Raw genomic sequence first — 20,175 nt, 5'->3', positions numbered from 1 at the left:
TAGCATAATCTGTTAATAACTCATTTGGAAAAAGCGAAGGCATACACTGAAAAGTGAATAAATAAGACCCAAGCAAGTATCCATAAACAGTTGTGCTGGCGACAATAGCAAGAGTGAACCACCTGATCCCTTCCCGAACTCAGAAGTGAAACCTCTTCGCGCTGATGGTAGTGTGGGGTTACCCATGTGAGAGTAAGTCATCGCCAGCTCATTATTCCTAAAACACCCCCAACAAGCGTTGGGGGTGTTTTTTTATCCCTGATAATATGATTATTAATTCTAAGCCTATTTGAGCAGAGGCGAAGACTCGATATTATGAAGTTTCTTGTTGTATTGAATTACTGGCATTTTTAAGCATATATAGTAATTGTCCTAAAAGGATGTCTTTCTCTGCTAATGCAATAATAATCATAGGATGATTTACAGAAGGAACAGATGTTAATATGGCCTTGCCATTTTCAGCATCTAAAGTGATTGATTGGCAGCCATTTAAGTGGATTTCCTGCATGAAGGCGGAAACCATAGCGAGAATTGAGCTGCTGACAGCAGCTAACTTCCCATTATTATAATTGTCTTTTTTATGAATAGTCGCGAGTTCAAAACCATCTGTTGAACATAGCATAATAAAGTTAACACCTCTAACACTATGTATAATCTCTTGAATTTGAGATTTAGCAAATTGAATTAGCTCTGGTGATGCTGCTCTATTATTTTTAAGCGCAAACATAATGACTCCTTTATGCAGTTATTTGATGATTAATTTCTATAGATGTGATCAATGCTTCAAGTAAAAGGAGTACATCTTCTTTTTTTCGAGCATCGATAAAAAATAGAGGTGAATATAGATCCTGACTAATGAGCCAATCTTTATAAATTAAAGTTGATTTTGTGTTTTCTACATCTGTATGTGTAATACCAATTGCAATATTGTCAGTATAATTTTGAAAGGTATCGAGGTAGTTTTCGAGTTCTTCAATCGGATTTTCAACCGTATGGTCGATTAAAATAATGGCACCAATAGCGCCTTTACAGATCACCGACCAAATAAAATCAAAACGACTTTGTCCTGGAGTACCATATAAACCGATTTTAATGCCATCCTCAAGGGTTACTTCACCATAATCTATACCAACTGTAGTTTCCATTTTATTGTGGCTTTGCTGATCGGTATTAAAAGCTTCAGTAAGTAAAACGGGTACATCTGAGAGTGAGCGAATGGCCTCTGTTTTACCTGCTCCCATTGAGCCTGCAAAAACTATTTTATATTGTTGTAGAATCATAAATCACTCCTTAAAAGCCAAATTTTCTGCGTAATTTACCGAAAAAGCTTTGTATCGTATTTTGTTCTTCTTGTTTAACTTCTTGTGGTGGCGGGGTGTAATGCTTGTCCCAGATATTTATTTTTTCAATATTATTTGCTGCGATGTTGGTTGCGATAAAGTGCTGTACTGTATTTTGAGATAAGTTAAGTTGTTCAGCTATTTTTGAAATTTTCCCCCCTTGTATAAAACAGGCGGATAATTGAAAAATAATTTTCCGATTGGATTGATCAGATGGTTTTGGCCATGTATGAATTTTATAATGGCCATCTTCAGGAGCTAAATTGTGAATAATTTCAGGTGAGTTCCAGAATAGATTCCATAGCCAATCCTGTAATATCAATTTATCTTTGCGTGAGACTTTGGTTAGATCTGTTGTATTCGCTAAGTTATAATGAAAACTATAGTTTGTAGTCTTAGTTATTCTTTGGGTATTCAGCCAAACTATATTTTGTGCAGGATCTATGACTGCTAGTGTTCCCACGTCATCTTGTAGATGTAATTTTGATTTATGTTGGGTATTATTTAAATTAAGAAAAAATTTTTTATCAAAAGATTCGTTCGCAATGAGTGGTTCTTCAAATAGAGTTTCTTTATGAGTAACATTAATCAGATCGGGATTGATCCATTCAGATACATTTTGTTGTTCAGTTATAGGTAAGAATAGTAGGTTGTTTTTGAGCTGTACTGGGTGAGTGGATGGTTTTGATATCTTCTGTATATTTTCCGTTTTATAGAAGTTTTCATCAATAAATAGGCAATCAATATTTGGATCTGTAGTTGTAACCCACTCGATCATATAATTTTGTGGGATTAAGTTACGTAGCTGAATTTTTAACTCTTCAGAATGGTTGATACTTAATCCAGCAATGGCAATATTGAGATTATGCTTATTCATAAGATCACCCTGTTTTATTAGGTTTAGGGGGATTTAATAATTAAAAAACCCTATATATTTTAATATACAGGGCTTTTTATCCAATTTAAGAAAAACTTAGTCCTTGTTCATAGCCTTTTAATTCATGGCGTGCCATGGCTAAATTTGCTTTAGAGCGGTCAAGTACAAGATAAAGAAAAACATTTTCATTTTTTTCAAGAGGACGAATGATATGGTATTGCTTACCTAGAGTAATTAAGATGTCTTCAATTGAATCATTCAGATTTAATGCTTTTGCCACACGTCGTTTAGAACGAACAACTTCTGTATTGCCGGCAGCAGCTAACTCCAGATCAATGTCACCTCCACCTTGTGTTGCAAGTGCCAAGCCACTTTCACTATCAACTAATGCAGCTGCATGGAAACCATCGATATTTGTTAATGAATCAAGTGATATTTTAGCCATATTTATTTTCTCTCTCTGAATTGTTATAAGGAATTATTTGATATGTTCTTAGCTTGCTTGAATTATTGGTTAACAAGTTAATTTAATTATAGAAGTGCGTTTGATTTTATCAATGTAATTAATTTTCTAACCAAATGATATCGAGAGTGAAGTTGAAAAGTTGATCATTTTAGTTGAGGTAAGTGTGAGTTAATTCACATATTCTCAAAATAACCACGCAGTCGTTGTGTTTTTGTTGTGGTGTTTGGAATTATTTGATAATGTAATTAAATGTAAAAAATAACAGAAAAATTATAAAATTACATGATTTAACGTAAGTTTACATATTGATACATGCTGGGGTTTTAAAGAGAGTAATTTTAAATGTTAAGTCATGAAAAAGATAACCTAAGCTTAGGTTATCTTTTTGGGTGATTAAATAAAGATTTGAGTTGCTGCACAATATAAAACCCAAAGAATAATGAGCGCGACTATAGGTTCAAAAATTTTTGACCACATTGGAACAGGCACTGCTAAAGTTTCTGAGCTATTGTGTAGATCTTTATTTGCATGAATTTGTGGTTGACTGACCATTTGATTAAACTCCTTCATTGTTGAGTCTAATGATATCTCTTCTTGCATGATCGGTTTAGAGCCTTTTAGTTCTGATAGACCATTTGTTAGCCAAACCCAGTCAGTGGCTTGACCTGAAAGATGTTCAATTTGACCTAGAAGTAATTCATGTAATCCGTGAACTTTGAGATTGCCAATATCATTGAGTTGTTTAAGCTCTACTAATTGTAATTTTAATATCTCAGTGACAGTTTGCTCTAATTCATTTTTAGGTAATATGGATTGATTTTTTGAAGAAGTGGTTAGGTGACGTGCCACCTCTTGAATAAAGAGTTCATTAGGTGAAGCTATTTCTTGATAAACTTTTTTGTCATCAGTACGCCAGAGTGTAATCAGCTTACCTAATACCAGCGCATTAATTTCTAATAAGTACTCTTTTCGTTCTTCTTTGGTGTATGGTTCGAGAAGCTGAGGCTTCTGAGTATAAATCTGCTCAGCAAAATATTGTACTAAATCAAAAGCCATCAACTTACTCCATATTATTTTAGTCTAATAACCGTAGGCTCGGTTTTTTCTTAGGTTGTTTAGTTTCTTCTGCCTGTGTGGTTGATTTTAAAGTATCTTCAGGGATTTGGATATCTTCATATTCATTTGGATCAAAGAATAAACCTTGACCATTTTCACGTGCATAAATACCCATTACGGCATTGAATGGGATGTAAATCTCACGTGAAACGCCACCAAAGCGAGCAGAGAACGTGATTGTGTTATTGCTTATATTTAATTTGTGTACGGCATGAGGTGCTAGATTCAGAACGATTTGTCCATCTTGAATAAATTGTTCTGGAACCATGGTATTCGGTTGGGTAGCATCGACCAATAAATGAGGCGTGAGATTATTGTCACAAATCCATTCATAAATTGCACGAGCAAGATATGGGCGTGTAGGAGTGAGGTTTAATTCGGGTTCAGACATTGAAAAATACTCTATTAATTAACTAAAACATCACGATATTTATTTTTTTCCTGCATGGTCATTGACTTGGTAAAAGCAGGACGGCTAAATATACGTTGGCAATATAATAAAATCGGTCGGCAATGTTGTTTCGGGAGTTCAATCCCCATTGAATTTAACCGTAAAAAGATGGGGGCTAACATGCAATCTAGAATGGTAAAATTTTCCGACATGAAGTAAGGGAAATGCTGAAATAGCGGGGTTAAGGAAATCAGTATATCGCGTAGTTGCTTTTGTGCTTTGGCTTTTTCTTTTTCATTTAAACTATCGGGATGACGCAACATAATATCTGCGAGTTTTAGCCAGTCTTGCTCGAAGCGCCAAATATATTGGCGTTGTTCTGAACGTGGCATTGGCGCATCGGCGTAGAGTTTATTTTGACGGTAACGATCATCTAGATATTCAGAAATAATTCCTGTATTAAAGAGTTTAAGTTCATTTTCAATCAGCATCGGTAATTGATTGTATGGATTTAAGCTAGCGAGGTCTTCGTCGTCTTCATCCACCATAATAAGATGATATTTAATTTGCTTCTCGGCAAGGACATAACGAATCCAATGTGAACGAAAGTCATCTGCATGGCTATACAGTGTAATTCCTTGAAGAGGTGCGGTTTCGACGGACATAATCCCAAACAAAGCAAAGTGAATAGAACAGGATACTAAAATTCAGCATGAAAATCACGAGAACAAGTAAGAGAAATTTTAATCAGTTGTTATGATGCAATAATTTATGCTGTTATCATTGATAAATGATTAAGGCACTTTTGGGGGCGTGAGTGTTTTGCGGTAAATATTAAAATTTAAAATATAAATTGTTTTAGCGCATTGATGAAAAATTAAGACATAAAAAAGCCTTGGATAAACCAAGGCTTTTTGTCCGATTCGGTAAACGAATTAACGTTTAGAGAACTGAGGACGTTTACGAGCTTTACGTAAACCAAGTTTCTTACGTTCAACTTCACGAGCATCACGAGTAACGAAACCAGCTTGACGAAGAGCAGGTTTTAAAGTTTCGTCTAGAGCGATCAAAGCACGAGTAATACCGTGACGGATTGCGCCAGCTTGACCACCAATACCACCACCAGCAACAGTGATGAAAAGGTCAAATTTTTCAGTAACTTCAAGAAGTTCTAAAGGTTGACGAACAACCATACGAGCAGTTTCGCGACCGAAATACTGTTCGATTGAACGGTTATTGATTACGAGTTTGCCTGTACCAGGTGACAAGAAAACACGTGCAGTTGCGGTCTTACGGCGACCTGTACCATAATTAGTAGCCATGTGCTGTTATCCCTTAGATGTCCAAAACTTGTGGCTGTTGAGCAGTATGAGGATGCTCAGAACCAGCGTACACTTTCATTTTTTTGATCATTGCATAACCAAGAGGACCTTTTGGTAACATACCTTTTACAGCTTTTTCTAAAACTGTTTCAGGTTTGTGAGCAATTAACTTCTCGAAGTTAGTCTCACGGATACCACCAGGGAAACCAGTATGGCGATAGTATTTCTTATCCTGAGCTTTTTTACCTGTTACAGTAATTTCTTCAGCATTGATAACAACGATGTAATCGCCAGTGTCAACGTGCGGAGTATAAGAAGTTTTATGCTTACCGCGTAAACGACGAGCGATTTCAGTCGCAAGGCGACCTAAAGTTTTGCCAGAAGCATCAACAACATACCAGTCATGTTGAACTTCAGCAGGCTTAGCGCTGAGAGTTTTCATTAAACCACTACCTATTATAGTTGGTTTGGACTATGGAATCTGTCCAAACAAAAGGAGACCGAATTCTACCTGAAAGACAGGTGAATCACAATGAAAATATAGAATTTCAAGCGCTGTATTATAAGCTACTGCTCAATATTTGACTAGTAGCTTTTAAGATATTGCGCTATTTGTTTATTTTGATGAATATCAATGATTTGATTTGAAATAAAAATGCTGAAAGCAAAAATAAAAACGACAGCTCAGAGTGCTAAAGTTCAACTTATTGGATTAATTTTATTTGTACATCTTCTACCAGTTTTATATATCCATTTGTATTTTATTATAATTCAACCTAATGCTGCAGTGTGGATTGGCTTTATTGCCTATTTTACTTTACCTCATTGTGCAATTATTTTTATTAGTACCGATTGTTTACAGCATTTTTTTGCTTAGTATTTTAAGCCTTGCCTACCTTTTGTATCGATCTTTTTCTTTAGTTAATTATTGGCTTCTTATCGCATGCAGTGCCGCCTCTATTGTGGCTATTATTATCTATATTGCATTATTTATTGCTTATTTATCTGATGGTATTGTTCTACCACTGGCTTAGCTAAAAACATAAAAATCAACGGTAATTATTTGAAAAACTCAGTAAAATAACGGCACTGAAATTAAGTCTGCATAGGTCAGCCATGCTTCCTCTATATGTCACCAGCGGTGAACCTTCTGGTATCGGTCCTGATATTTGCCTAAGTTTGGCAGATCGGGTTGATGAGCGTCCAATTGTAGTTTTGGCAGATATTCATATGCTGAAGCAGCGGGCTGAAACTTTAAGTCAGCATATCGAATTGATTGAGTATCAAGGACAACCTGATACATCTGCACTGGGGCAACTTTATGTGGAGCATGTTGCATTAAATACAGAGGTTGTTCTAGGACAATTAAATTCTCAAAATTCAGCTTATGTACTCGAGCAATTACGTCGTTCAGCTGATTATGCCATGCAGGGCAAAAGTGTAGGCGTTGCAACTGCACCGGTACAAAAATCAATTATGAATGATGCAGGCATTCATTTCAGCGGGCATACTGAATATTACCAAGAGTTTGCGGGTGTTGAACGTGTGGTGATGATGCTGGCAACCAAGACTTTACGGGTTGCATTGGCGACTACGCACCTTGCATTACGTGATGTGCCAGATGCCATTACTGCAGAGCGTCTGCATCAAGTGATTGATATTTTAATTTATGATTTAAAAACCAAATTTAAGATTGATCAGCCGCATATTTTGGTCTGTGGCTTAAATCCTCATGCAGGTGAAGATGGTTATTTAGGTCGTGAAGAAATTGAGGTGATTAATCCAGTGCTTGAACGCTATCGTGCACAAGGCATTGATATGAGCTTAAGCTTACCTGCCGACACTTTATTTACGCCTGAGAATTTAAAAGATGCAGATGCCGTTTTGGCGATGTATCACGATCAAGGCTTACCTGTGTTAAAATCTCAAGGATTTGGTGAAGCCATTAATATTACTTTAGGCTTACCGTTTATTCGTACTTCTGTAGATCATGGCACAGCGCTCTCCCTTGCAGGTACTGGACTGGCAAAAAGTTCAAGTTTGCACGTTGCTGTCGATTTAGCCCTTGATTTAGCCCGTCACTGATTTTTTGGTGAATAACCTTCACGTTGGAACTGTTTTTATGTATCAGATTAATGCCCTAAACCCAAAAGAAGAAGGGCATCAGGCTCGAAAACGATTTGGTCAAAACTTTTTACATGATCAACGTGTGATTGCTAAAATTGTGCGATCGGTCAACCCACGTGCAGGCGAAAATATTGTTGAAATTGGTCCCGGTCTTGCAGCATTAACTTCACCTTTGATTGGTGAATGTGATGCTTTAACTGTGATTGAGCTAGATCGTGATTTGGCAGCTGGTTTGCCGGGTCGTGTGCCATATCCTGAGCGTTTAACGATTATTGAAGCTGATGCTTTGAAATATGACTATACCGAGTTGTTTCAAGAAGACCGCCCATTACGTGTAGTCGGGAACTTGCCTTATAACATTTCAACGCCGCTACTTTTTCATCTTTTGCAATTTGGTGACAAAGTTAAAGACATGCATTTCATGTTGCAAAAAGAAGTCGTTGATCGTATTACGGCTTCCCCAAATACCAAAGAATATGGTCGTTTATCAGTGATGATTCAGTATTACTGTAAACCGACATTTTTATTTGAGGTACCACCTGGGTCTTTTAATCCACCACCGAAAGTTACTTCTGCTGTGTTCCGTTTAGAGCCATACGCGGTAAAACCGATTGTGGCTAAAAATGAAAAAGCTTTGGCCCGTTTGGTTTCGCATGTTTTTACACAACGTCGTAAAACCTTGCGTAATAGTTTGAAGGGAATGATCGTAGAAGAAGCTTTCGAGAACGTAGGTATTGACCCGATGGCGCGCCCAGAAACTTTAACTATGGCTCAATTTGTTGCTTTGTCAGATCAAATGGTGGCTTAAAAGTGGCTCGCTCCGATATTAGATACAACTATGTGATAGGTGATATTCAGGGTTGTTTTGAAGCCTTGAAAGCATTACTAAAAGAAATTAAGTTTGATCCCGATCAGGATTTTATTTGGTTTGCAGGTGATTTGGTTGCTCGGGGTGAAAACTCAATAGGTGTACTACGTTTTGTGAAAAAACTGGTTGATCGTGGTGTAGCTGCAACGGTATTGGGCAATCATGACTTAACCCTTTTAGCCTGTGCACGTGGTTTAAAAGAGCTAAAAGATAAAGACAATACGCGTGATGTGATTGATGCAATTGACAGTGATGATCTGATTGATTGGCTACGTAAACAGCCATTATGTCTTTTTCCAAATGAGCACACGATTTTGACGCATGCCGGTATTCCATGTATTTGGTCGGCAGAGCAAACATCTACTTTCGCTAAAGAAGTTGAAGCCATTATTAGCCATGAAAATTTTGACATGGTTGATACTTTCTTAGCTGAAATGTACGGCAAACAACCTGATTTGTGGTCAGATGATCTAAGAGGTAATGCACGGCTACGTTGTATTACCAACTATTTAACCCGTATGCGTTTAACCAATGCGGAAGGGAAAATGGAGTTCAGTTTTAAAGATTCACTTGATGATCCAATGCCTGCTGGTTTTCAGCCTTGGTTTGAATTTGAGTCAGAAGCTGCCAAAACGCATCAAATTATTTTTGGTCATTGGGCGGCATTACAGGGTAAAACTATTAATGCTCAGATTCAGAATGTTGATGGTGGCTGTGTATGGGGCAATCAACTGATTGCTTATCGCTTAGAAGATAAAGCATTTTTAAAAGTCGATAATCCAATGCTGTAATTTTTTGCTTTATTTTAAACGCTGATCTAAGTGACATTGTGGCTTGTTGTCTCGTCCTGAAATAAAAAAAGCCGCAATTGTGCGGCTTTTTTTTTACGATACAGCTTAGTTTATACGAATCCAAGTTTGATTGCGTCCTAATGCTGAAACACCCATATAGGCTCTAAGGGTTAAGCGTTTTCCTGAGGCATTCAATTTCATTTTTGCATCATAGATTTTGCCAGCCAGCGGATCAATCACGCGGCCATGTTCATAGTTGCCTGTGCCTTGAACGTGCTTCAAGCCCTTGAGAAGCTCCATGCCTAAAATTGGTTTATTGGTGTATGGTGCTGGGCATTTATTACATATTTCTTTTGGTGTATAACCAGGACGAGGTGTGATTTTAACAATCTTACCTGTAAATGTGCCGTTGCTTTCTTTACTAATTTCAATAATTGCTTTTGGAGAGCCTGATTTATCATCAATTTGTTGCCAAGTACCACTTAAATCCTGCGCCAATGCAGATCCACTTATTGCCGCACCAAGCAGCAGAAGTCCCAATTTTAAATTTAGTTTCATAAATATTCCTATGCGATTCCATTGCCACTTTAAATTTCAATTGGCGCAAAAAACCTATTCTTGGCGAATCCAGGTTTGTGTGCGACCAATAGCAGAAATACCGATATAGCCCCTTAAAAGTAGGCGTTTACCGTTAGTTGATTGTTTTCCTTTCAGATTGTAAATCTTACCAGAAAGTGGATCAAGAATTTTACCGCCCGCGTACAGGTTTTCTCCTTCATTTTTTAAATTTTTAAATACTTCTAAACCTAAAATCGGCTGATTAGTATAAGGAGCAGGACAATTGACACATTTTTCCCGAGGGGTATAGCCTGGGCGAGGGGTTATTTTAATAATTTTTCCTGTAAAGGTATTATTTGAATTTTTACGAATCTCAATGATCGCTTTCGGTGAACCCGTTTTATCATCAATTTGTTGCCATATCCCTGCCAGATCTTGTGCCAATACATTCCCACTGAAAAATAAACTGGCAAAAGTAACAATCAAAATATTCTTTTTCATATCAATTCCTTTGCTTATGGAGAGTAATTTTTTTATCCAGTAGCAACATATTATGAGTGTCTAGGAATTAGTCAATATATTGCATAATAAAAAAATAACAATAATGTGAATTATTGAAATAACTGTGAATAAAAAAGCCACATAGTGTGGCTTTTTTTCAGAATAGGACATTAATCATTTTTGATCCACGTCTGACTACGTCCCAAAGCCGAAATACCGACATAACCACGTAAATTTAGACGTTTACCATTGGCACTCAATTTTGCTTTCATGCTGTAAATATTGCCAGAAAGTGGGTCGATAATTTTACCGCCACTAAAATTTAGTCCCTCAACGTATTTTAACCCAGTTAACACATCCATCCCCAGAATAGGTTTATTGGTATACGGTGCTGGACATTTGATACAGGTTTCTTTGGGTGTATAGCCTGGACGTGGTGTTATTTTTACAACTTTTGCCGTATATGTACCATTTGATTCTTGGCGAATCTCAAGAATCGCTTTTGATGAACCTGTTTTATCATCAATGTTTTTCCATGTCCCTGTAATGTCATTTGCCAATGTCAGACTGCTGAGTGAAGAAAAAACCAATGCTGTTAAAAATTTAATACTTTTCATTAACAAATTCCTTTTTGATAATTTTGTGACTCATTTTTAGTTTAAGATTATTTTTTATACTAAACAATCATTAATTTATGATTTTTCAGTCACATTTTTTGTAAATAAAGTATAAAAGTTGGCAGCCATATGGCTGTAAATACGGCATTCACTGCCATGCCAAAAGCAGCATAACGTCCTGCTACGCTACCTCTTTGCCATGCTTGGGCGGTACCAATGGCATGTGCAGCTAAGCCTAATGCCAAGCCAGATGCTCTTTCATCATGAATATGACGCAAGATAAATGGGGAAAATGCAGCACCAATTACGCCAGATAAAATCACAATCAGAATCACTAAGCTGAGTGGGGCGTGGAGTAACGTCGCAATATTAATTGCAATTGGCGTGGTCACCGCACGTGTTGCAAATGCCATAATGCTTGCATCTGACATATGTAATAAATAGGCAAGCCCCATGGGTAATGCCACTGCACTAATACTGGCAAAGACCAAAATACCGACAATTGCTTTGAGTGGTAAGTCGTCATAACGCATTGCTGCCAATGGAATGGCTAAGGCAACAGTGACATAACCAAGCAAATGATTAAAAAGTGGATTGACTTGGGTCATATAAGATTCATAAGGAATACCAAATACAAATAACAGCCCAATAATGAAGAACATACCAATCACAATGATTGGAACTTGTGGGAGTCTTTTATTGATAGGTTTAGCAATCAGATACGCCATGAGCGTGATGATCAAACCAGAGAGGACTGCGAACATATGATTTCCCTATAACCAACGTTTGGCCATTTTTGCATAAATCCATAATGGAATAAGGGTACTGATTACCATGACGATGAGAAAAACAGGAATCTCTTTGCCCATTTGTACCAACATAATCAGTGAACCCGCACTAATGGGTAAGAAGGCAAAAGCACTTTCTTTCATAATTTTATTGTTGGTATCGACTAAACGTGCTGGTAATTTATGTACATTTCTCCAAACAAGTAATGCCATTAATAAGCCAATTAAACCAACTAGATTCCCTAATTCAGGGTGATTAAATTGTGTCATTAACCAGACTGCCCCCTCACGAAAGCAGATGATTAATGCAAGTGTACCGATCCATGCTGGCCAGTCGATTCTTTTTATCCAATCCATTTTTACCAAACTTTAAAATTATACTTATCACGTTTTAACCGATTTATCGTTTAATTTCAAATTCCTCAAGCGGTCTTTTAAACTGTATGGCTTTATGACCTAGAATTTCATCAATTGGTAGATGGGCTTGTTTAATTAATTGTTCCAACTTTTGTGGGGCAATAATGATGTGTAAATGCAGGTTGCCTGCATCATCATAATGTTCAGTTTGAATGACATTTAAGGCATACAATTGAGTGCGCAATTTGCCATATTCTGGTTTTAACACCAACTCGAAGCTTTGCAGTTGTCCCATCAGGCATTCTTGAACGGCTTGGCGTAATAGGTTTAAGCCTTGTTTAGAATGTGCCGAGGCATAGACACGATCGGGTACATGTGGTTTGGCATAGACAATTTTGGCATCTTCGCCGCTGATATCTATTTTGTTATAGACACGCAGTACAGGAACGTTTACCCCGATTTCTTTTAAAACTTTCTCAACTGCTTCAATTTGCTCCATCATATCGGGACTACTAGAATCAATAACATGTAGCAGTAAAGTCGCCTCTAAAGTTTCCTCAAGCGTGGCTTTAAAGGATTCCACCAAAGCATGTGCGAGGTTACGGACAAAACCTACGGTATCTGCAAGGACTAAAGCACCAATACCATCCCAATTTAAACGACGCAAAGTGGGGTCAAGCGTTGCAAACAATTGATCTGCAGCATAAACGTCGGAACGGGCCAATATATTGAATAATGTCGATTTACCAGCATTGGTATAGCCGACGAGAGAGATTGTTGGAATCGCGGCTTTTTGCCGTGCAGCACGACCTTGGATACGGGTCTGGCGAACTTTTTCTAGTTTATCTTTCAGCTGTCCAATACGTAAACGCAGTAAGCGACGGTCTGTTTCCAGTTGTGTTTCACCGGGGCCACGTAAACCAATACCGCCTTTTTGACTGTCTAAACTAATGCCACTACCAACCAGTCGAGAAGACAGATAGTCTAATTGTGCCAATTCAACTTGCAGTTTACCTTCATGGGTACGTGCACGTTGTGCAAAGATATCTAAAATCAGGCGAGTACGGTCGATGACACGACATTGCATAACTCTTTCTAAATTACGTTCTTGAGAGGGGCTGAGGGCATGATCAAAAATCACCAAATCTGCTTCTAAAGCTTTTACTAATTCAGCGATTTCTTCAGCCTTTCCTGAGCCGATAAACAGTTTAGGATCTGGTTTAATGCGTTGAGCGGTAATGTGTTCTAGAATTTCAGCACCAGCAGACTGCGCCAATAAGCGAAATTCTTCAACATCAAGGTCATCTAACAGTTGTACTGATACACTGACTAATATGGCGCGGTTGCTATCTTGATGTCGCTCAATATATTCCACTAAATGCGATCTCAACTACATGAAAACTTTATTTTAGTGGAAAATTAACCCTGATAGTGAAAAATAGCGAAAACTTCAGTATGCATCGTAACAAAACGTTGAGTTAACGAAAATAGAGCAATGATTTTCTCGTGCGACCCGCCTTCAGTTTTTAACTGACTGACAAATTTGAAAATTTTAAAGCTTAAAAGTTGTTTATTTCCGCTATATCGCGATTCGTGTAATTTATGTTTTAGATGGAAAAAGAGCTTTCAGTGATTTTAATTATCCAACAAAAAGTATCGGGTGGTTTTTATGATCAATGCAAGATGAAAATGAACAGTATAGAATGGCAGAAAATAAACGATTAAAAGCTGTATTTGCTAATTAGTGATCAATCTATGACTCAATCCTCTGTAACTGAAAGTTCGTCGTTAAATAGCATGTCTAAATTTTTCTTATATAGTAAAAAATTATTGGCTGGTTTGGGCGCGATTACACAAGGGTTTTATTTGGTTTTTCGTCATCGTTTATATAAAGATCCGAACAACCCAAATAATACACGCTATGTGCAACATTTTTGCCGACAATTAAGCAAAGTGTTTAATATTGAAGTTCAAATTCATGGTCAGATTCCAAGACAACCTGCTTTATGGGTGAGTAATCATATTTCTTGGTTAGATGTCGCTGTTTTAGGTTCAGGCGCTCGAGTTTTCTTTTTAGCAAAAGCTGAAATTGAAAAGTGGCCATTATTTGGAAAATTGGCTAAAGGTGGCGGAACGCTGTTTATTAAACGAGGTTCTGGTGATTCAGTTAAAATTCGTGAACAAATTGCCACGTTCTTAAAACAAGATATTCCAGTGCTGTTTTTTCCTGAAGCCACGACTTCTGATGGTTCAAAAATAAAAAAAATCTATGGTCGTATTTTAGGTGCTGCAATTGAAGCCAATCGCCCGATACAAATTTGCTTAATTTGTTATGTGAATCAACATGGGCAACTGGATATGGTTGCACCGTTTGTCGATAACTTACGTTTTATTGATCATGTCAAAAATGTTTTGGAAATGCCTAAAGTGACTGCCCATTTAATGACATTGCCAGCAATTTCAGTTGAAGGACATAGTGTCGAGACTTTAACTCAAGAAGTCCAAACCAAAATGGTTGAAGGTTTAGCGCAGTTACAGCAAAAAGTTCTTCGAACCACAGCTTAAAATAGCCAAGAAAAAGAGTGCCTCCTAATAAAGGAGGCTTACATAAAGCCTTCGATCGGTAACCATGAAATGACTTTCATCCCAGCTTTTTGCCACCATTTCATTTTCGGTTCTTTGAGATAGGTTTTAATGTCGCCATTATGCTTTTTAATTTTCCAGTTGATATTTTGATTGGCATCTAAAACCAGTTTATAGGCGTATTTAGATAAATTTTCATCCATCGTCTGATGAATTGCTTTGGCTAAGTTTGGGCTATTGAGTAGAACGCCAATTTCAGTATTTAAATAAGCAGAACGAGGGTCAAAATTGAAAGAACCAATAAAGACTTTTTTTTGATCAAGCACCATGAGTTTGGCATGTAGGCTAGAGCGGCTTAAACCTTTTAAGCTCACTTTGGTTTTTTCCGCAATTTCATCTGTATTTGCATTTAAGTTTTCAGCTTCAGGTGCAGACAGAAACTCATATAGTTCTACATTATTTTTTAATAAATTTTTGCGATATTTCGCATAAAAAGCATGGACTACAGCGACATCATTGGCTTTAAAAGAATTGGTCAGTACACGGACTTGAATATTGCTTTGTGCTAGATCGCTGAGCATTTTTTCGCCTTTTTTTTCAGGAACGAAATAAGCTGAAACGATATCAACACTTTCTTCTGGTTGATCTAAATGATTAATCAGTTGAAAATTTAAATATTGTTCTTTCTTGGCTTTAGATTTGATTTTACTTGGTGAATCATGCACAACTTCGGCTTTGACCCAATCAAATTGAATACTATTATTGAGCCACTTTTCAACATCATGTGATCGGGTGGCTAAATCAAGATAATTTTGTACGGTAATTTCTTGATAATAATAATTGAGTTGTTGCTTTAAACTTTCAAAACGCAATGCATAGTGTCTTGGATTAACAATTTGTTTCACTGGAAAGGCGTAATCATCATTCCAATACTCATCAAAAGAATGAATAATTTCATCAGATGCAGAGCCCACCAGCATGACATCGACATCAGAAAATTGATAATTGTCACTGACGTTATAATATTGATTACTCATATTGCGACCACCAATCAGGGAAATTTGATTGTCTGCAATAAAGCTTTTGTTATGCATACGGCGGTTGATGCGTTTTAAGTCGAGCACCATATCCATGGCGCGGTAATGTCTAAATCGGTAGGGGTTATAGAGTTTGACATCGATATTCTGATGTTGATCGAGTGCAAGATAAATACCTTCCATTTTTTGGGCATTGTTATCATCCATCAATAAACGGACTTTTACACCACGATCAGCCGCTTTAATAATAGAATAGAGTGCAAGTGAACCAATTCTGTCGTTATCCCAAATATAATATTGCAGATCTAAAGTTTTTTCTGCTTTATCAATCAAGTGGATACGTGCTGCTAAAGCTTCAAGCGGATCATGTAAAACATGATAACCCGTAAGGTTAGGATTTTTTTCTCTTAATGGCTCAACGATTTTAGCCAGTGATGTTTGCTCTGTTTCTGTATCGAAGGCATATTCCATCGGTTGTGGTATTTGTTTAGGGAGGGTGGAACATGCAGGAACCCCTAAAATTAGGCTACAACTCAACAATACGGCAGTTTTATAGGTAGAAAAACTAGACCATTTGCCGCTGTTTAATTGTGCTATTTGCTGGGGAGATCGCGCCATATTTTATAAACAATACCAAAAATTGGTTTGAGTATAAGTGCCAGCTGTGAAAAGATAAATATCAAAAGAGATGAATGATGTCATATCATCGTTATCATTAGAGAAGTTACTATGTGGGATACACACTCAGTCGTTTTTTATTTTTATATCAGTTTTGTCGTGATCGGAGTTTGGTGTGTTGCACAGGCATGGCTAAGTCAAACGCGTACTGAAACCATTCATCCATTTAAAGCCTTTGTTCATTTATTGGCATTTTATTTATCTTATTTACTTTTTCCTTTATTTTTCTTCAGCTTGTATGCAGGGTGGAGTGGTTATTACTCTATTCATGAAGCCATTTTTATTTTCTTACTCAGTTGTTTGCTGATTTATGCACGCTTTATTGAACCCCATCATGTCGGGGTGAAAACCATGCAATATCAGTTGAATCCCGATCAAAAAATGCAGCAGCCGATTAAAATTGCACTGATTGCCGATTTACATATTGGTTTATTTTCAGGACATGAACGTCAACTCAATATTATTGTAGCGAAAATTAATCAGCAGAACCCAGATTTGGTTGTGGTTGCTGGGGATTGGACTTATGAACCAGAAAATACACTTGCAGATGAACTGGCGATTTTAAAAGATATTAAAGCACCGGTTTATTCGGTTAATGGCAATCATGATGAGCAATATCCCGGACCACCGATTCAAAATTTATTAAAACATGCTTTGAAGGTCAATAATGTGATTGATATTGAAGGTCAGATGGTGGAGTTTAATGAATTTCGTTTGCTTGGGGTCGGTGATTTATGGGCAGGAAAAACCGATATGCGTTATATGCCAGACTTACCGCAAGATAAGCCATGGATACTTTTATCACATAATCCTGATACGGTAGATATGGTGCCAAAATTGCCAACACGTCCATTGATGCTGTCAGGGCATACGCATGGTGGGCAAGTGGAGCTGCCGTGGCTCACCAACTATATTATGAAGAAAGTCTCTATTCTTGGACACAAGAAGGGGCTGTATCAACACGAAAATGCCAATGTATTTGTGACGGTGGGAACAGGCATGGTCGGTGTACCATTTCGTTTTCGCGTCCCCCCAACTATTGATATTATTGAGCTGATTTAACGCTGAAATATAAATTTTCGTGTTGAGAAATTGCGATATGATAAAGATTAAATTAAGAACCATAGGAGGAGACAATGTCTTTTTCGCAAGAAGTGGGTCAGTTTTTCGCTTTAACAGAAACGCAATCGGCACAGCTCGAAGTGGGTTTAATCACGTTAGAAAAGGATTTTCAGCAAGTAGGAAAGGATGAGGTGAATACGCCAGAATTTGCGCGTGCATTTTATCAAAAATTTGAGCAACTGGTCGCGGCATTTGGCTTTGATGAAAATAATGTGGAAGCATTGCTTGAGCATTTATATGGCACAGAACGCTATCGCCAACTGGTGACTTATATTGTTCCAAGTTATTACAATGCAGGTGGCGATCGCATGGTTTTTGAAGAGATCTATCAAGAAATGTTAAGTGATGAACAAATCTGAGAAAACTATATAAACAGCCATAAAAATTATATAAAAAAACCAGCGTAATGACGCTGGTTTTTTTAGGGTGTGGCGACATTAAACTTGGTTATTTACGTCATCATTTTTTGTTTCACGAATGGCTAAGAAAGCAAGAAGTGACAAGATGGATGCAGCTGTTAAATAATAACCGACTGCTTGTAAACCATAAGTAGTGGCAAGTTTGGTTGCAATCAATGGTGCAAAAGATGCTCCAAAAATACCTGCAAGGTTAAAGGTTAATGCAGAACCGGTATAACGAACTGAAGTCGGGAAGATTTCAGACAGTACTGTTCCGATTGGACCATAGGTCATGCCCATCAAGGATAAACCTAAGCATAGGAACAGAAAGACCATAACTGTGCTGCCAGATTCAAGCATACTTGAGAACACTAAACCGAATAACGCACAGGCAATACACACACCAACGGATGTCGCTCTACGTCCAAACTTTTCAGCGAATATCGCAGAAAGAGGAATGAATGCAGCAAAGCAAAACGTCGCAATCAATTGAAGTTTTAAGAATTCGGCACGGGTATAACCAAGTTGTGTAGTTCCCCAGTTGAGTGCGAAGACTGTGGTTAAATAGAACACGACAAAGGTACAAATAGCAGCGATTGTACCCAAAATAAGCATGCGCCAATGTTTGGTCATGACTTCTTTAAATGGAATATTGACTTCTTTTTGCTTATCCAAGACTTTCTGGAATGCAGGTGTTTCGTGCAGTTTTAGACGAATCCAAAGACCAACAATTACCAGCAGTGAACTGGCAATGAATGGAATACGCCAGCCCCATTGCATGAAGTCTGCTTCAGACATCAATGCACCTAGGGTTAAAAAGGAACCTGTTGCTAAAATAAAGCCGATAGGTGCCCCGAGTTGCGGGAACATGCCATACCAAGCACGTTTACCTTCAGGTGCATTTTCGGTTGCAAGTAATACCGCACCACTCCATTCACCGCCTAAACCAAGTCCTTGCCCTAAACGACAAAGTGCCAGTAGCAGTGGCGCAGCAATACCAATTTGCGCATAGGTGGGTAGTAAACCGATACATACCGTTGAGATACCCATGGTCAGCAATGCTGCAACCAGTGTGGCTTTACGTCCAATACGGTCACCTAAATGTCCAAATAGTGCTGCACCAATAGGGCGAGCAATAAAGGCAATTGCAAATGTGGCTAACGATTGGATGGTTGCTGTGGTCGGGTCTGTACTTGCAGGAAAGAACAGATGAGGGAAGATAATAACGGCAGCTGTGGCATAAATATAAAAATCGAAAAACTCGATTGTTGTACCAACAAGGCTTGCGGTAAGTACACGTGTTTTAGAATTTGTAGCGGCTTCTGGAGTCGCAATAATAGAATTTGATGATGTCATGGATGACCTTACGCTTATTAAAAATAAAAAATTAGTTTTAAAAGGGTAATCTTTTTAAAAAAAGCGTAATTTCTTAAAAAAATACGAAATACCGACTTATGTCTACGAATTTAGGGTTGCTAAAAAATGTAGAAATAGAGGGTTATATCACGTAAAGATAGATGGCTAAGAAATGTGATCCAGCACCAATCAATACAAAAACATGCCAGATAGCATGGGTGTATCTTACTCTTTTTAAGGCATAAAACAATGCACCAATGGTATAAGCAAGCCCGCCAATGATGAGGTAGGTTAAAGCTTGTTCACTTAAAAAGCGTTGCATATCATCCATGACCAGTACGGCAAGCCAGCCCATCAGCAGATAAGCGAAGAGCGAAATTTTCTGAAAACGATGGATGAAAACTAACTTGAATAGTGTACCAATAACAGCAATAACCCAAAGCGCAATTAATAAGTAATGTGCCTTTGTTGTTGGAAGCGCGATAGATAAAAAAGGGGTATAGGTTCCAGCAATCAAATAATAAATAGCGGTGTGATCCAGTTTTTTGTACCAATAACGTTTGGTGTCGTCAGTGGCAAAGTGATAAAGGGCGGAACTTGAAAAAAGTAGGATCATACTGAACGCATAGACAGATAAGCCCAGAAATTGTCCTAGTGGTAAATAATTGCCTTTAATCAACAGCAAGATACTCGCAATAACTGCGAGTATTGCGCCAAGTGCATGACTCATTGCATTAATTTGCTCTTCACGTGGATCGTAAGATTGAATATTGAAAGACGTCATGGTTGATTTCTATAATTAAAAATACATTTGTATAGTAATGAGATTTTACCTTTAAAGTAAGAAGTTTTACACTCACAGCTTAATTTATTCGAGTTATC

24 protein-coding genes and 1 rRNA gene are annotated in these 20,175 nt (G+C 37.6%); 7 read left to right on the top strand and 18 right to left on the bottom strand.

Features of this window, described 5'->3' with window-relative positions:
- Window positions 1-94: 94 nt before the first annotated feature.
- Window positions 95-209 (top strand): 5S ribosomal RNA (rrf, locus tag B9T25_RS08510).
- Window positions 210-313: 104 nt separating this feature from the next.
- Here the strand turns inward: rrf and B9T25_RS08505 are convergent.
- The 9 genes from B9T25_RS08505 to rplM all read right to left on the bottom strand — a co-directional run bounded on the left by B9T25_RS08505 (window position 314) and on the right by rplM (window position 5,954).
- Window positions 314-727, bottom strand: coding sequence for a roadblock/LC7 domain-containing protein (locus tag B9T25_RS08505; RefSeq protein ID WP_086188007.1), 414 nt, complete (start codon window positions 725-727; stop codon window positions 314-316).
- A 10-nt stretch (window positions 728-737) separates the two neighbouring features.
- The gene (locus B9T25_RS08500) at window positions 738-1,280 is read right to left on the bottom strand and encodes a GTP-binding protein (protein WP_086188006.1); all 543 of its coding nucleotides are present in this window, start codon (window positions 1,278-1,280) and stop codon (window positions 738-740) included.
- Window positions 1,281-1,290: 10 nt separating this feature from the next.
- Window positions 1,291-2,217 (bottom strand): hypothetical protein, encoded by a 927-nt coding sequence (locus tag B9T25_RS08495; RefSeq protein WP_086188005.1) that lies wholly within the window; start codon window positions 2,215-2,217, stop codon window positions 1,291-1,293.
- Window positions 2,218-2,302: 85 nt separating this feature from the next.
- Entirely contained in the window at window positions 2,303-2,662 is a 360-nt protein-coding gene (locus B9T25_RS08490) for a hypothetical protein (RefSeq protein WP_086188004.1), read from the bottom strand.
- Window positions 2,663-3,076: 414 nt separating this feature from the next.
- Window positions 3,077-3,739 carry a hypothetical protein gene (locus B9T25_RS08485; protein ID WP_086188003.1) on the bottom strand — a complete coding sequence of 221 codons (663 nt, stop codon included), beginning with the start codon at window positions 3,737-3,739 and terminating at the stop codon, window positions 3,077-3,079.
- 19 nt (window positions 3,740-3,758) lie between these two features.
- Entirely contained in the window at window positions 3,759-4,190 is a 432-nt protein-coding gene (locus B9T25_RS08480; RefSeq protein WP_086188002.1) for a ClpXP protease specificity-enhancing factor, read from the bottom strand.
- Between the two features lie 14 nt (window positions 4,191-4,204).
- The gene (locus tag B9T25_RS08475; protein ID WP_086188001.1) at window positions 4,205-4,855 is read right to left on the bottom strand and encodes a glutathione S-transferase N-terminal domain-containing protein; all 651 of its coding nucleotides are present in this window, start codon (window positions 4,853-4,855) and stop codon (window positions 4,205-4,207) included.
- Between the two features lie 270 nt (window positions 4,856-5,125).
- Window positions 5,126-5,512 carry a 30S ribosomal protein S9 gene (gene rpsI / locus B9T25_RS08470; protein WP_086188000.1) on the bottom strand — a complete coding sequence of 129 codons (387 nt, stop codon included), beginning with the start codon at window positions 5,510-5,512 and terminating at the stop codon, window positions 5,126-5,128.
- 13 nt (window positions 5,513-5,525) lie between these two features.
- A complete protein-coding gene (gene rplM / locus B9T25_RS08465) occupies window positions 5,526-5,954 on the bottom strand; it encodes a 50S ribosomal protein L13 (protein ID WP_004647928.1) in 429 nt (142 codons plus the stop codon).
- Window positions 5,955-6,628: 674 nt separating this feature from the next.
- Here rplM and pdxA point away from each other — a divergent pair.
- The 3 genes from pdxA to B9T25_RS08445 are packed head-to-tail and all read left to right on the top strand — an operon-like array spanning window position 6,629 to window position 9,298.
- Window positions 6,629-7,597 (top strand): 4-hydroxythreonine-4-phosphate dehydrogenase PdxA, encoded by a 969-nt coding sequence (pdxA, locus tag B9T25_RS08455; RefSeq protein ID WP_086187998.1) that lies wholly within the window; start codon window positions 6,629-6,631, stop codon window positions 7,595-7,597.
- Window positions 7,598-7,634: 37 nt separating this feature from the next.
- Window positions 7,635-8,447, top strand: a complete 813-nt coding sequence (gene rsmA, locus B9T25_RS08450) for a 16S rRNA (adenine(1518)-N(6)/adenine(1519)-N(6))-dimethyltransferase RsmA (protein ID WP_086187997.1) — start codon at window positions 7,635-7,637, stop codon at window positions 8,445-8,447.
- A gap of 17 nt (window positions 8,448-8,464) precedes the next feature.
- Entirely contained in the window at window positions 8,465-9,298 is an 834-nt protein-coding gene (locus tag B9T25_RS08445; protein ID WP_171262752.1) for a symmetrical bis(5'-nucleosyl)-tetraphosphatase, read from the top strand.
- Window positions 9,299-9,403: 105 nt separating this feature from the next.
- On the opposite strand, the gene B9T25_RS08440 is transcribed toward B9T25_RS08445, so the two are convergent.
- The 6 genes from B9T25_RS08440 to hflX form a co-directional block, all read right to left on the bottom strand.
- A complete protein-coding gene (locus B9T25_RS08440) occupies window positions 9,404-9,856 on the bottom strand; it encodes a DUF2147 domain-containing protein (RefSeq protein WP_086187995.1) in 453 nt (150 codons plus the stop codon).
- Window positions 9,857-9,910: 54 nt separating this feature from the next.
- A complete protein-coding gene (locus B9T25_RS08435) occupies window positions 9,911-10,357 on the bottom strand; it encodes a DUF2147 domain-containing protein (protein WP_086187994.1) in 447 nt (148 codons plus the stop codon).
- Between the two features lie 170 nt (window positions 10,358-10,527).
- Window positions 10,528-10,974: a DUF2147 domain-containing protein gene (locus B9T25_RS08430; protein ID WP_086187993.1), complete on the bottom strand. Its 447-nt coding sequence runs from the start codon at window positions 10,972-10,974 to the stop codon at window positions 10,528-10,530.
- Window positions 10,975-11,063: 89 nt separating this feature from the next.
- Entirely contained in the window at window positions 11,064-11,738 is a 675-nt protein-coding gene (locus B9T25_RS08425) for an LrgB family protein (protein WP_086187992.1), read from the bottom strand.
- A 9-nt stretch (window positions 11,739-11,747) separates the two neighbouring features.
- On the bottom strand, window positions 11,748-12,119 hold the full coding sequence (locus tag B9T25_RS08420; protein ID WP_086187991.1) for a hypothetical protein: 372 nt from the start codon (window positions 12,117-12,119) through the stop codon (window positions 11,748-11,750).
- 43 nt (window positions 12,120-12,162) lie between these two features.
- Window positions 12,163-13,494, bottom strand: coding sequence for a ribosome rescue GTPase HflX (hflX, locus tag B9T25_RS08415; RefSeq protein ID WP_086187990.1), 1,332 nt, complete (start codon window positions 13,492-13,494; stop codon window positions 12,163-12,165).
- Window positions 13,495-13,874: 380 nt separating this feature from the next.
- Between hflX and B9T25_RS08410 the strand changes: the two genes are divergently transcribed.
- Complete coding sequence (locus tag B9T25_RS08410) at window positions 13,875-14,684, top strand: lysophospholipid acyltransferase family protein (RefSeq protein WP_086187989.1); 810 nt, start codon at window positions 13,875-13,877, stop codon at window positions 14,682-14,684.
- Between the two features lie 38 nt (window positions 14,685-14,722).
- Here the strand turns inward: B9T25_RS08410 and B9T25_RS08405 are convergent, their stop codons facing one another.
- A complete protein-coding gene (locus tag B9T25_RS08405) occupies window positions 14,723-16,357 on the bottom strand; it encodes a phospholipase D family protein (protein WP_143222465.1) in 1,635 nt (544 codons plus the stop codon).
- 111 nt (window positions 16,358-16,468) lie between these two features.
- On the opposite strand from B9T25_RS08405, the gene B9T25_RS08400 reads away from it, so the two are divergent.
- Together B9T25_RS08400 and B9T25_RS08395 are read left to right on the top strand one after the other, a co-directional pair.
- Window positions 16,469-17,479: a metallophosphoesterase gene (locus B9T25_RS08400; RefSeq protein WP_086187988.1), complete on the top strand. Its 1,011-nt coding sequence runs from the start codon at window positions 16,469-16,471 to the stop codon at window positions 17,477-17,479.
- Between the two features lie 74 nt (window positions 17,480-17,553).
- Entirely contained in the window at window positions 17,554-17,898 is a 345-nt protein-coding gene (locus tag B9T25_RS08395) for a hypothetical protein (protein WP_086187987.1), read from the top strand.
- A gap of 78 nt (window positions 17,899-17,976) precedes the next feature.
- Here B9T25_RS08395 and B9T25_RS08390 read toward each other — a convergent pair whose 3' ends face one another.
- Window positions 17,977-19,293 (bottom strand): MFS transporter, encoded by a 1,317-nt coding sequence (locus tag B9T25_RS08390; protein ID WP_086187986.1) that lies wholly within the window; start codon window positions 19,291-19,293, stop codon window positions 17,977-17,979.
- Between the two features lie 142 nt (window positions 19,294-19,435).
- Window positions 19,436-20,077, bottom strand: a complete 642-nt coding sequence (gene trhA / locus B9T25_RS08385) for a PAQR family membrane homeostasis protein TrhA (RefSeq protein ID WP_086187985.1) — start codon at window positions 20,075-20,077, stop codon at window positions 19,436-19,438.
- Between the last annotated feature and the right edge of the window lie 98 nt (window positions 20,078-20,175).

It is taken from the genome of Acinetobacter sp. ANC 4470, assembly GCF_002135335.1.
In the GTDB taxonomy this organism is placed as follows: Bacteria; Pseudomonadota; Gammaproteobacteria; order Pseudomonadales; family Moraxellaceae; genus Acinetobacter.
This window is presented reverse-complemented; position numbering and strand designations above follow the sequence as displayed.